Here is a 12,559-nt window from a genome sequence, read left to right as displayed (position 1 = left end):
TTTGGGGCCGCTTTGCGGCCCATCGCCGGCAAGCCAGCTCCTACAGGTACCGCGCAGGCCTCCAGTACTGCGAAATCCCTGTGGGAGTTGGCTTGCCGGCGGTCGACTGCGTAGCAGCCCCAATAGGCGTTACCGCTTAGGCGGGTTTCTTCATGCTTACCACATCAAGTCGTCAGGGATCTTGTACGCAGCGTACGGATCGTCCTCATCCGCTTCCTCGACATGGGTGTTGAGCAGCAAGATGCGATGAGGGTCGCGTTCCTGGATCTTCACCGCCGCCTCGCGTGGGATGACTTCGTACCCCCCACCAAACGACACGATCGCCAGCGCACCATTGCTCAGCTTGCTGCGCATCAGGGCGTTCACCGCAATGCGTTTGACCTTCTTGTCGTCGACGAAGTTGTAGTAGTCCTCGGTCGTGAGCTTGGGCAGACGGGTCGCCTCGATCAACTGCTTGATCTGCGCGGCACGGGCCTTCTGTTCGGCCTTTTCCTGCTGCTGACGGTTCAGTTCCTGGTCACGCTTGGCCTTCTCGGCCATGGCTTCCTTGGCCAGGCGCTGCTGGGTATCGTCGACTTCGACCTGGCCCTTGTGCTCCAGGCGTTTCTGTTTCTTTTGGGCCTTGTTGGCCTGGGAGACCTGCTTCTGGTTTACCAGACCGGCCTTGAGCAATTGATCGCGAAGGGAAAGACTCATGGATGTTCACTCACTTATTCAGCCACTCAGCCGCAGCTGGGCAGGTTCTTTTCCTGACGTTTGGCTTCCCCCCAAAGGGCGTCCAGTTCGTCAAGGTTACACGATTCGATGGGGCGACCGCTGTCGCGCAATGCCTGTTCGATAAAGCGGAAACGCCGTTCGAACTTGCGGTTGGCGCGACGCAGCGCATTTTCCGGGTCTTGCTTGAGATGGCGGGCCAAGTTCACGGCGGCGAACAGTAGGTCGCCGACTTCGTCCTCAAGTGCTTCGGCATCACCGTCAGCCATGGCCTGCAGCACTTCGTCGAGCTCCTCGCGGACCTTGTCCAGCACCGGCAATGCGTCTGGCCAGTCGAAACCGACGGTGGCAGCACGCTTTTGCAGTTTGGCCGCCCGCGACAGGGCAGGCAGTGCAGCCGGCACATCATCGAGCAGCGACAGCTGTTCGGGCTCGCTTTTCTCGGCGCGCTCCTGGGCCTTGATTTCTTCCCAGCGTGACTTGACCTGGGCTTCGCTCAGGCTAGGCGTGTCCAGCGGTGCGTACAATTCACCGGTGGGAAATACATGGGGGTGGCGACGGATCAGCTTGCGGGTAATGGCATCGACCACACCGTCGAACTCGAAACGCCCCTCCTCCCGGGCCAGCTGGCTGTAGTAGACCACCTGGAACAGCAGATCTCCCAGCTCACCCTGCAGGTGCTCGAAATCCCCGCGCTCGATGGTGTCGGCAACTTCGTAGGCCTCTTCGATGGTGTGTGCCACGATGCTGGCGTAGTTCTGCTTGAGGTCCCACGGGCAACCGTACTGCGGGTCGCGCAGCCGGGCCATGAGGTGCAGCAGGTCTTCGAGGGAATAGGTCATGTAAGCAGGTCCTTCGGCGGTGACTTCGTCGCGGGCGAGCCCACAAAGAAGCCACCGCAGTTTCAAGGGGTACGATTACGCCGCGTCTCGATGATGTTCGGCAACTGCGAAATCCTGCCCAACAGACGCCCCAGCGCATCCAGGCCCGGAATTTCGATGGTCAGCGACATCAACGCGGTGTTGTCTTCCTTGTTCGAGCGGGTGTTGACTGCCAGCACGTTGATTTTCTCGTTGAGCAGCACCTGCGACACGTCACGCAGCAAACCTGGGCGGTCGTAGGCACGGATAACGATATCGACCGGGTAGGTCTGCACCGGTATCGGCCCCCAGCTGACCTGAATCATCCGCTCCGGCTCACGCCCAGCCAGCTGCAGCACCGAGGCACAGTCCTGGCGGTGAATGCTCACGCCGCGGCCCTGAGTGATGTAGCCGACGATGGCGTCCCCCGGTAGCGGCTGGCAGCAGCCGGCCATCTGTGTGAGCAGGTTACCGACGCCCTGGATCTGAATGTCGCCACGCTTGCCATTGCGCGGGCCGGTAGGCTTGCGCGGTACCAGCTCGATCTGCTCTATACGCTCGGGTTCGAGCAACTGCTGGGCAGCGTTGACCAAGTGCGCCAGGCGCAGGTCACCGGCACCGAGCGAGGCGAACATGTCCTCGGCGGTCTTGACGTTGGTCTTCTCGGCCAGGCGTTCGAAGTCTACCTGCGGCAGGCCCAGGCGGCTGAGTTCGCGCTCGAGCAGGGTCTTGCCGGCGGCGACGTTCTGATCGCGCGCCTGCAGCTTGAACCAGTGGACGATCTTGGCCCGGGCCCGTGACGTGGTGACATATCCCAGGTTGGAGTTCAGCCAGTCCCGGCTGGGGTTGCCGTGCTTGCTGGTGATGATCTCCACCTGCTCGCCGGTCTGCAGGCTGTAGTTGAGCGGCACGATGCGCCCATTGATTTTGGCGCCACGGCAGTTGTGGCCGATCTCGGTGTGCACGCGGTAGGCGAAGTCCAGCGGCGTGGCCCCCTTGGGCAGGTCGATGGCATGGCCGTCGGGGGTGAATACATAGACCCGGTCCGGCTCGATATCGACCCGCAACTGCTCGGCCAGGCCACCGATGTCGCCCAGCTCCTCGTGCCATTCGAGCACCTGGCGCAGCCAGGAGATCTTTTCTTCGTAGTGATTGGAGCTGGGCTTGACGTCGGTGCCCTTATAGCGCCAGTGGGCGCAGACGCCAAGTTCGGCCTCTTCGTGCATGCCGTGGGTACGGATCTGCACTTCCAGTACCTTACCCTCGGGGCCGATAACGGCGGTGTGAAGCGAACGGTAGCCGTTCTCCTTGGGGTTGGCGATGTAGTCGTCGAACTCTTTGGGAATGTGCCGCCACAGGGTATGGACGATACCCAGCGCGGTATAACAGTCGCGCACTTCCGGTACCAGCACGCGCACCGCACGCACGTCGTAGATCTGGCTGAACTCCAGGCCTTTGCGCTGCATCTTGCGCCAGATCGAATAAATGTGTTTCGCCCGCCCGCTGATGTCGGCGTTGACCCCGGTGGCAAGCAGCTCGTTCTGCAGCTGGTTCATCACGTCACTGATGAAGCGCTCACGGTCCAGCCGGCGCTCGTGCAAAAGCTTGGCGATCTGCTTGTACTGATCGGGCTCCAGGTAGCGGAAGGACAGGTCTTCCAGCTCCCACTTGATGTGGCCGATGCCCAGACGATGGGCCAGCGGTGCATAGATGTCGAACACCTCACGCGCCACCCGCAGGCGTTTCTCGTCATCGGCGGACTTCACCGCACGGATCGCGCAGGTCCGCTCGGCAAGCTTGATCAGCGCCACGCGCACATCGTCGACCATCGCCACCAGCATCTTGCGCAGGTTCTCGACCTGCGCCTGCGAGCCCAGCACCAGCGACTGGCGGGGGCTGAGGCTGGCACTGATGGCAGCCATGCGCAGCACGCCGTCGATCAGCTTGGACACCACCGGGCCGAAACGCTGCCCGACCTCGGCCAGAGTCACCTTACCCTCACGCACGGAGCGGTAGATCACCGCCGCCACCAGCGAATCCTGATCGAGCTTGAGGTCGGCAAGGATTTCGGCGATTTCCAGGCCTGCCTGGAAACTGGAGGTACCATCGGCCCAGGAATGCTTGGCCGGGTTGCCCTTTTTCTCGATTTCCTGGGCGAACTCGCAGGCCTCTTCGAGTGCCACGCGATCCAATGCCGAATCGACGCTCACCACATGATCCAGCCATGCTTCGAGATTGATACTGCCGTCCGTATTGACCGGCTGGTGCACTCTCACCTGTACCATCTTTGTTTTACCTTTCCATACAGCGCGCCAATCGGAGCGCTGGCTATCACCGTGTGGCTCCCAGTCCATGGAAACCGCACCAAGGGGCCAGGTTTGCTAGCCCGCTTCGAATAACGCCATGGCCTCGACATGCGCCGTCTGAGGAAACATGTCGAGAATCCCGGCCCTTTTTAACCGGTACCCTTGGCCAACCAGTACCTGGGCGTCTCGCGCCAGCGTGGCCGGGTTGCATGATACATAAACCAGCCGCTTGGCCTTGAGGCGTGCGATGCCTTGCACCACCTCGAAAGCACCGTCGCGCGGTGGATCCAAGAGTACCGCAGAAAAGCCCTCGGCGGCCCATCCGGCGCCTGCCAAAGGCTGCGATAAATCGGCCTGAAAAAACCGTGCGTTATGCACATTGTTGTTTCTGGCATTGGCCGCAGCACGATCAACCATCGCCTGCACTCCTTCGACCGCCACCACTTCCCGCGCTTGGCGGGCCAGCGGCAGGGCGAAATTGCCCAGGCCACAGAACAGGTCGAGCACTCGCTCATCGGCCTGCGGAGCGAGCCAGGCCAGAGCCTGCTCGATCATTGCGGTGTTGACCTGGGCGTTGACCTGAACGAAATCGCCCGGGCGCCAGGCCAGCTCCAACTGCCAAGGCTGCAAGGTGAAGCCCAGCTTCGTGCCAGCATCCACCGGCGCCGGTTCACCTTCACCCTGCAGCCACAGCTGCGCCTTGGCCTCGTTGCAGAATGCCTGCAGACGCGCCAGGTCATCGGCCGGCAACGGTGCCACGTGGCGTACCAGTAGCGCTTCGGCCGTGCCGCTGAACAGCTCGACGTGGCCGATGGCCTGGGGCTTGCCCAACGAACGCAGCACGGTAGGCAGATGCCGCAGAATCGACTGCAAAGGCTGTACCAGCACGGCGCAGTCGTCGATGGCGACGATGTCCTGGCTGGCCTCGGCACGGAACCCTACCTCCAGCTGACGCGCTTTCACATCCCAGCGCACGGCTACACGTGCCCGACGCCGATAGCCGAATTCCGGCCCGCTCAATGGCGCCGCCCATTCTTGCGGTTGCACACCGGCAACCCGTTGCAGCTGTTCGGCCAGGGTACGTTGCTTGAGCGCCAGCTGCGCCTCATGCGGCAGGTGCTGCAAGTTGCAACCACCACAACGTTCGTAATGGCGGCACGGCGCCTGGCGGCGCTCGGGGCTGGCCTGCAGCACACGCTCCAGGCGAGCCTCGACTACCTTGCCACGGGCATTGAGCACCCGCGCCTCCACCGCCTCACCGGCCAGGGCGCCGCTGACGAACCAGGTGCGCCCGTCGTGGAAAGCGATGCCGCGGCCGTCACCGGCCAGGCGCTCGATCTCCAGGCGCTGCTTTTTGCCCACGGGGACCTGGGGCGTGCGGTTACCGCCGGCCGGCTGAAAGCGCAGGCCGCTGTTACTTTTCTTTCTGGACATTTAGCTCGGGTCGAACAGGCCGGTGGACAGGTAACGGTCGCCACGGTCGCAAATGATCGCGACCATTACCGCGTTTTCCACTTCACGGGACAGGCGCAGCATGGCTGCCACCGCACCACCGGAAGACACGCCGCAGAAAATGCCCTCTTCACGGGCAAGGCGACGCATGGTGTCCTCAGCTTCGTGTTGGGACATATCCATGACGCGGTCAACGCGGGTGGCATCGAAGATTTTCGGAAGGTACTGCTCGGGCCAGCGGCGAATGCCCGGAATGGCCGAGCCTTCCATCGGTTGCAGGCCAACGATCTGCACCGCCGGGTTCTGCTCCTTGAGGTACTGCGAGCAGCCCATGATGGTGCCGGTGGTGCCCATGGAACTGACGAAATGGGTAATGGTGCCTTGGGTCTGCTGCCAGATTTCCGGGCCGGTGCTGTTGTAGTGGGCAATCGGGTTGTCGCCGTTGGCGAACTGGTCCAGAACCAGGCCGCGCCCTTCGGCCTGCAGCCTCTCGGCCAGGTCGCGGGCGCCTTCCATCCCCTCTTCCTTCGTCACAAGGATCAACTCGGCACCGTAGGCAGTCATCGCTGCCTTGCGCTCTGCGGTGGAGTTGTCGGGCATGATCAGGATCATCTTGTAGCCCTTGATCGCTGCCGCCATGGCCAGGGCAATACCGGTATTGCCGGAGGTGGCTTCGATCAAGGTGTCGCCGGGCTTGATCTGACCGCGCAGCTCGGCACGGGCGATCATCGACAGGGCCGGGCGGTCCTTCACGGAGCCTGCTGGATTGTTACCTTCGAGCTTGAGCAGGAGGGTATTGCTGGTTTCTCCAGCGATGCGCTGCAGGCGAACCAGGGGCGTATTGCCGACGCAATCGGCGATGGTTGGGTACTGCAAGGTCATGGCGTATTTCACAATCCGGACGGCAGGGGCGCCTATCATACCGGCAAACCCTTCGCGGCCATATCACGCAATCTGTGGTGGGTATAGCTACAAGCTATAAGCGGCAAGCTTCAAGCAGTAGGTAGCGCCTGTGGCTGCGGGGTTTCCCGCGAGGGAGCGGGCAGATGTAGCGGCAAGCGCATGCAGAGCTTCAACCCGCGTTTGCCGTTCTCTGCCCACAGGGTTCCACCCTGGCGCTGGATCGCACTGCGGGCGATGCTCAGGCCCAGGCCGAAACCGCCGTCACCGGGGCGCGAGCCATCTAGCCGGGTGAAGGGGGCAAATATTCGCTCCAGATCATCGTTAGCCACGCCACCGCCTTGATCTTCCAGCCACAGGCGCCAATAGCCACCTTCACGCTGCCCGGCCAAGTGCACCAAGCCGTTTTCCGGAGAATGCCGGATGGCATTGCGCAGCATGTTTTCCAGCGCCTGGGCCAGATGATTCAGATTGCCCTGCACCCAGCAGTCGACTGGCAGCTCGCAGCGCAAGCGCTCGGGCGACCAGCCGCTTTCGTAACTGGCATCCTCCGCCAGCAGGTCCCACAGCGCCTGCACCTGGATCGGCTCAAGGTTCATCGGCGCACGCTCGGCATCCTGCCAGGCAAGCTGCAAGGTGTCCTCGACCAACTGCTGCATGCAGTCCACCTCGCGCCCAAGCCGCTCGCGCAGGCGCTGCAGGTCGGTTTCACCGTCGCAGGCCACGCGCAACCGGCTCAACGGTGTGCGCATTTCATGGGACAAGTCCCGCAGCAACTGCTGTTGCATCGCCACCGTGCCCTGCAGCCGCTCGGCCATCTGGTCGAAGGCCCGGGCCAACTCGCCCAGTTCGTCATGCCGGGCGATGGTGCGCGAATCCAGCCGTGCCGAGAGCTGGTCGGCACGCCAGGCATTGGCCTGCTCGCGCAACTGGTTGAGCGGCACGATCAGCATGCGGTACAGGCCGACGCACAGCAGCAAGGTGAACAAACCTGGAATGACACCGTTGGTCAACACCCGCCACAGCACCCGGTACTGGCCAGGGTTGAAACGCTCGGGCAACTCCATCACCAGCATGCCCTGCTCCGGCGCCCCCGGGAACGGTATGCGCAACCAGGGCTGGTCGATACTGCGCCGGCTCATGGGCCAGTCGACACCGCGCAGGCGCGTGAGGCGGTGCATGACATCGGGGCCGAGCGTGGCGCTGGCCAGGGGCTGCAGATTGATGTCGAGCACGCCTATCCAGCCACGCTCACGCCGGTGCATGGCCGCAACCCACTGGTCCAGGCCGGTGCGGCCACCACTGCGCCAGGCCGCTTCGGCCTCGCCGGCATAGTTGCGCAGCACTTGCCGGGCAGGCTCATCGAGAAAGGCATTCTGGGTTTCCATATGGCGGCCCCAGGTGTAACTCAGGCCGATCATCAGCAGGCAGAAGCCCACCAGCAGGATGGCCAGCTTCCAGAACAGCGAGTGACGGTCCAGCATGGCTTACTCTGCCTCGCCGGCGCTGAGCACGTAACCCTTGCCCCACACGGTGCGGATCTGCCGGTCCAGGTAGCCGATGCCCTTGAGCTTGCGGCGGATCTGGCTGACATGCATGTCCAGGCTGCGGTCATGCCGCGAATAGCCCCGTTGCAGCACCTGCTGGTAGAGAAAAGGCTTGCTCAGCACCTCGTCGACGTTACGGTTGAGGATATCGAACAGGCGATATTCGCTAGGGGTAAGGCCTGCCTGGCGGCCGCCGAAGCTGACATCGCAAAGGGTCTCGTCGAACCGCAGCTCGCCACAGGCAACACCCAAGGGCGGCTGATGGCGACGCTCAAGGGCGACACGGCGCAGGATGGCCTCGATGCGCACCTGCAGCTCGACCATGCTGAAAGGCTTGGGCAGGTAATCGTCGGCACCGAGCTGGAAGCCATTGATACGGTCCGCCTCGGCGCCCAGCGCCGACATCAGGATAACCGGCGTGGCGCTGCGTCGACGCAACTGGGCCAAGGCATCCAGGCCGTTGAGCCCAGGCAGCAGAATATCCATCAGGACCACGTCGAAGGCTTGGCGACCAGCGGTTTCCAAACCTTCCGCGCCGTTGCGGCACCAGGTCACCTGAAAGCCGCCTCGCTGCAGTTCTTCGTGCAGATAGGCACCCAGCACCGGATCATCCTCGATGGCGAGGATGCTGGAAGCATTAATAGTTACGGGATTCATTGGCAACTGCCACATATTCTCAATTACGCGATTATTGAGCATGCGTACGCCATAGGCAACTGCCCTGCGATCAGCGCCAGCGACCTGGCTGAAAACAGCTATATAAAGGGTGCATTAGGCAGGCAGGCGGAGTAACTTTCCGCTTTGGTCCGTTACCCCGGTAACGGCGTCCAGGCACATCACAGGAGGCGAGTGTGCTCGATCGTTTGGGAATCAGAAGCCGGGTACTGCTGCTGGCACTGCTGCCTGCCAGCTTGATGGCTCTGGTGCTGGGCAGCTATTTCACGTGGCTGCAGCAAGACCAGTTGCGCACTCAACTGCTGCAACGCGGCAAGATGATTGCCGAACAACTGGCACCCCTGGCAGCGCCCGCCATGGCCCGGCAGACGCCTGCGCAACTGGAGCGGATCGCTGCGCAAACGCTGGAGCAGGCCGATGTTCGCGCAGTGGCCTTCCTCGCTCCGGACCGCTCCCGCCTGGCCCACGCCGGCCCCAGCATGATCAACCAGGCGCCCAGCGGCGGCACGGGTACTCAACTGCTGGAACGCAGCGGCAACGATGCCACCCGCTACCTGATGCCGGTGTTCGGCCACCACCGCGACCTGGCCACCGAGGCCGTCCCGGCGGAAGCCGAGCGCCTGCTAGGTTGGGTCGAGATCGAGCTGTCGCACGATGGCATGCTGCTGCGCGGCTACCGCAACCTGTTCACCAGCATGCTGCTGATACTCGCTTGCCTGGTGCTCAGCGGCCTGTTGGCGATGCGCATGAGCCGCACCATCAATGACCCGATCGCGCGCATCAAGCATGCAGTCAACCAGCTCAAGGACGGCCACCTCGAAGAACGTCTTCCCGCCATGGGCAGCCACGAGCTGGACGAACTGGCCCGGGGCATCAACCGCATGGCAGAAACCCTGCACAGCGCCCATGAAGAACTACAGCACAGCATCGATCAGGCCACCGAGGATGTACGCCAGAACCTGGAAACCATCGAGATCCAGAACATCGAGCTGGACATGGCGCGCAAGGAGGCCCTGGAGGCGAGCCGCATCAAATCGGAATTCCTGGCCAACATGAGCCATGAGATCCGCACTCCGCTCAACGGTATCCTCGGCTTCACCCACCTGCTGCAGAAAAGCGAGCTGACCCCGCGCCAGCTGGACTATCTGAGCACCATCGAAAAATCGGCCGACAACCTGCTGGGGATCATCAACGAGATCCTCGACTTTTCCAAGATCGAGGCCGGCAAGCTGGTGCTCGACAGCATTCCGTTCAACCTGCGCGACCTGGTCCAGGACACCCTCACCATCTTGGCGCCCGCCGCCCACGCCAAGCAGCTGGAACTGCTCAGCCTGATCTACCGCGACACCCCGTCATCGCTGGTTGGCGACCCCCTGCGGCTCAAGCAGATCCTTACCAACCTGGTGAGCAATGCCATCAAGTTCACCCGCGAGGGCACCATCGTCGTGCGGGCGATGCTCGAGGACGAGCAACAAGACAACGCGCAATTGCGTATCAGCGTGCAGGACACCGGCATTGGCCTGTCGCCTCAAGATGTGCGCACGTTGTTCCAGGCGTTCAGCCAGGCCGACAATTCGCTGGCCCGCCAGCCGGGCGGCACCGGCCTGGGGCTGGTGATCTCCAAGCGCCTGATCGAGCAGATGGGCGGCGAGATCGGGGTCGATAGCACACCGGGCGAGGGTTCGCAGTTCTGGATCAGCCTGAGCCTGCCCAAGGCCCACGACGACAGCGAGGCGCAGTCGTCGCAGCCGCTGCTGGGGCGTCGTGCGGCGATCGTCGACGGGCATGACCTGGCACGCCAGGCTCTGGAGCACCAGTTGCAGGATTGCGGCCTGAGCGTGAGCCTGTTCGCCTCATATGAGCAACTGCTACAGGGTGTACAGGCGGGCTTCCAGGCCGGCATGCCCTTCGAGTTCGCGGTGTTGGGTGCCAACCTGGGCAATCTCACGCCCGAACAGCTGGGCCAATACCACCAGCAGCTGGAGCGTTACCACTGCCATTGCGTGGTTCTTTGCCCGACTACCGAGCAGGCGCTGTACCACCCTCACCTGCCTAATGGACACGGCCAACTGCTGTCCAAGCCGACCTGCACGCGCAAGCTGCGCCGCCTGCTGCTGGAGCTGCTGCAACCGCGCCGTACGCGGGGCGAACTGGCCCCGCCAACGCGCGGCCAGCGCCAGCCGAAAATCCTCTGCGTCGACGACAATGCGGCCAACCTGCTGCTGGTACAGACCCTGCTGGAAGACCTCGGCGCCGATGTGCTGGCGCTCGACAACGGCCATGCTGCGGTGCGGGCGGTACAGAGCGAACACTTCGACCTGGTGCTGATGGACGTGCAGATGCCAGGCATGGATGGCCGTGCCTGCACCGAGCAGATCCGCTTGTGGGAAAACACCCAGAGCGGCAGCCCTCTGCCGATCGTCGCCCTTACCGCTCACGCCATGGCCAACGAGAAACGTGCACTGCTGCACAGCGGCATGGACGACTACCTGACCAAACCGATCAGCGAGCGCCAGCTGGCCCAGGTGGTGATGAAATGGACCGGCCTGAGCCTGGGTGTCGGGCCACTGGAGCGCCTGGAGGAACAACAGGCCGAGGGCCAGGATCTACCGGTGCTCGACCCTGAGGAAGGCTTGCGCCTGGCGGCAGGCAAGCCGGATCTGGCGGCAGACATGCTGACCATGTTGCTGGCGTCGCTAGCGTCGGACCGTGAAGCCATTCGTGCTGCACGGGAGGCGCAGGACCACGGCGTACTGATCGAGCAGGTGCATCGGCTCAACGGTGCCTCGCGCTATTGCGGCGTGCCGCAGTTGCGTGCAGCCTGCCAGCGCAGCGAGACCTTGCTTAAACAGGAGCATCCGCAAGCGCAGCAGGCGCTCGACGAGCTGGATGGCGCAATTGTCCGGCTGGCGGAGCAGGCACGCCAGAACGCCTGACTTTCAGGGCCTCATCGCCGGCAAGCCGGCTCCCACAGGGTTCAGCAGCGCTGCGGATTGGGAGCCGGCTTGCCGGCGATGAGGCCGGTGCAGATCAACTTCCCTGTCCGCGCAGGTGGCTACAATCCCCCAACCACGATAAAGGAAGCCCGAGCATGCGCGCCCTGTTGTTCAGCAGCCAGCACTATGACCAGGAAAGCTTCACGCGGACCACTTGCGATAGCGCGCTGGAGCTGCACTTCCAGCCCGCCCGCCTGACCCTCGACACCGCAGCCCTGGCCCAAGGTTTCGAGGTGGTTTGCGCATTCATCAACGATGAGCTCGACGCCCAGGTATTGCAACGCCTTTGCGCTGGCGGGACGCGCCTGATCGCCCTGCGTTCGGCCGGCTACAACCATGTCGACCTGGCCGCCGCCAAAGCCCTGGGCCTGGCAGTGGTGCGCGTACCCGCGTATTCACCGTATGCCGTGGCCGAACATGCCGTGGCGCTGATCCTGGCCCTCAACCGGCGCCTGCACCGGGCCTACAACCGTACCCGCGAGGGCGACTTCACCCTGCATGGTCTGACCGGCTTCGACCTGCACGGCAAGACCGTCGGCGTGGTCGGTACCGGCCAGATCGGCGCCGCCTTCGCCCGGATCATGGCTGGCTTCGGTTGCCAGTTGCTGGCCTACGACCCCTACCCCAACCCTCAACTGCTGGCGCTGGGGGCGCGCTACGTTGAGCTGCCCGAACTGCTGCGTGAGGCGCGGATCATCAGCCTGCACTGCCCGCTCACCGAGCACACCCGGCACCTGATCAACCCGCAAAGCCTGGCCCAGTTGCAGCCCGGCGCCATGCTGATCAACACCGGTCGTGGAGCGCTGGTCGACACACCGGCCCTGATCGACGCCTTGAAAAGCGGCCAGCTCGGGTACCTGGGGCTGGATGTGTATGAAGAAGAAGCCCAGCTGTTCTTCGAGGACCGTTCTGACCTGCCGTTGCAGGATGATGTGCTGGCGCGGCTGCTCACGTTCCCCAACGTGATCGTCACTGCGCATCAGGCGTTCCTTACCCGCGAAGCGCTGGACGCCATTGCCGCGACCACGCTGGACAACATCAACCGCTGGGCGGCGGGTAATGCGCAGAATCTGGTCACAGGTTGATGCTAGGATACGCGGCATTTCTGG

9 protein-coding genes are annotated in these 12,559 nt (G+C 63.3%); 2 read left to right on the top strand and 7 right to left on the bottom strand.

Going from position 1 to position 12,559, the window contains the following annotated elements:
* Nucleotides 1–156 precede the first annotated feature (156 nt).
* The 7 genes from ACW4TB_RS25310 to ACW4TB_RS25280 form a co-directional block, all read right to left on the bottom strand.
* A complete protein-coding gene (locus ACW4TB_RS25310) occupies nt 157–696 on the bottom strand; it encodes a DUF2058 domain-containing protein (protein ID WP_012313134.1) in 540 nt (179 codons plus the stop codon).
* Nucleotides 697–722: 26 nt separating this feature from the next.
* Nucleotides 723–1,556 carry a nucleoside triphosphate pyrophosphohydrolase gene (gene mazG / locus ACW4TB_RS25305; RefSeq protein WP_012313133.1) on the bottom strand — a complete coding sequence of 278 codons (834 nt, stop codon included), beginning with the start codon at nt 1,554–1,556 and terminating at the stop codon, nt 723–725.
* Between the two features lie 62 nt (nt 1,557–1,618).
* Entirely contained in the window at nt 1,619–3,859 is a 2,241-nt protein-coding gene (gene relA, locus ACW4TB_RS25300) for a GTP diphosphokinase (RefSeq protein ID WP_012313132.1), read from the bottom strand.
* Nucleotides 3,860–3,955: 96 nt separating this feature from the next.
* A complete protein-coding gene (rlmD, locus tag ACW4TB_RS25295) occupies nt 3,956–5,314 on the bottom strand; it encodes a 23S rRNA (uracil(1939)-C(5))-methyltransferase RlmD (RefSeq protein ID WP_012313131.1) in 1,359 nt (452 codons plus the stop codon).
* On the bottom strand, nt 5,315–6,214 hold the full coding sequence (gene cysM, locus ACW4TB_RS25290; RefSeq protein WP_042111224.1) for a cysteine synthase CysM: 900 nt from the start codon (nt 6,212–6,214) through the stop codon (nt 5,315–5,317).
* A gap of 110 nt (nt 6,215–6,324) precedes the next feature.
* Nucleotides 6,325–7,716, bottom strand: a complete 1,392-nt coding sequence (locus ACW4TB_RS25285) for a sensor histidine kinase (RefSeq protein WP_012313129.1) — start codon at nt 7,714–7,716, stop codon at nt 6,325–6,327.
* A gap of 3 nt (nt 7,717–7,719) precedes the next feature.
* Nucleotides 7,720–8,436, bottom strand: coding sequence for a response regulator transcription factor (locus ACW4TB_RS25280; protein ID WP_254467257.1), 717 nt, complete (start codon nt 8,434–8,436; stop codon nt 7,720–7,722).
* 194 nt (nt 8,437–8,630) lie between these two features.
* Here ACW4TB_RS25280 and ACW4TB_RS25275 point away from each other — a divergent pair, with 194 nt between their 5' ends.
* Both ACW4TB_RS25275 and ACW4TB_RS25270 read left to right on the top strand, forming a co-directional pair.
* Nucleotides 8,631–11,390, top strand: a complete 2,760-nt coding sequence (locus ACW4TB_RS25275; protein ID WP_012313127.1) for a response regulator — start codon at nt 8,631–8,633, stop codon at nt 11,388–11,390.
* A 155-nt stretch (nt 11,391–11,545) separates the two neighbouring features.
* Entirely contained in the window at nt 11,546–12,535 is a 990-nt protein-coding gene (locus ACW4TB_RS25270) for a 2-hydroxyacid dehydrogenase (RefSeq protein WP_012313126.1), read from the top strand.
* Nucleotides 12,536–12,559 lie beyond the last annotated feature (24 nt).

This window comes from Lelliottia jeotgali (assembly GCF_977070485.1).
This window is presented reverse-complemented; position numbering and strand designations above follow the sequence as displayed.

What these genes read in the sequence shown, in the direction of transcription:
- cysM (WP_042111224.1), bottom strand. Translation starts at nt 6,214, where the DNA reads ATGACCTTGCAGTACCCAACCATCGCCGATTGCGTCGGCAATACGCCC.
- relA (WP_012313132.1), bottom strand. Translation starts at nt 3,859, where the DNA reads ATGGTACAGGTGAGAGTGCACCAGCCGGTCAATACGGACGGCAGTATC.
- ACW4TB_RS25270 (WP_012313126.1), top strand. Translation starts at nt 11,546, where the DNA reads ATGCGCGCCCTGTTGTTCAGCAGCCAGCACTATGACCAGGAAAGCTTC.
- ACW4TB_RS25310 (WP_012313134.1), bottom strand. Translation starts at nt 696, where the DNA reads ATGAGTCTTTCCCTTCGCGATCAATTGCTCAAGGCCGGTCTGGTAAAC.
- ACW4TB_RS25285 (WP_012313129.1), bottom strand. Translation starts at nt 7,716, where the DNA reads ATGCTGGACCGTCACTCGCTGTTCTGGAAGCTGGCCATCCTGCTGGTG.
- mazG (WP_012313133.1), bottom strand. Translation starts at nt 1,556, where the DNA reads ATGACCTATTCCCTCGAAGACCTGCTGCACCTCATGGCCCGGCTGCGC.
- ACW4TB_RS25280 (WP_254467257.1), bottom strand. Translation starts at nt 8,436, where the DNA reads ATGAATCCCGTAACTATTAATGCTTCCAGCATCCTCGCCATCGAGGAT.
- rlmD (WP_012313131.1), bottom strand. Translation starts at nt 5,314, where the DNA reads ATGTCCAGAAAGAAAAGTAACAGCGGCCTGCGCTTTCAGCCGGCCGGC.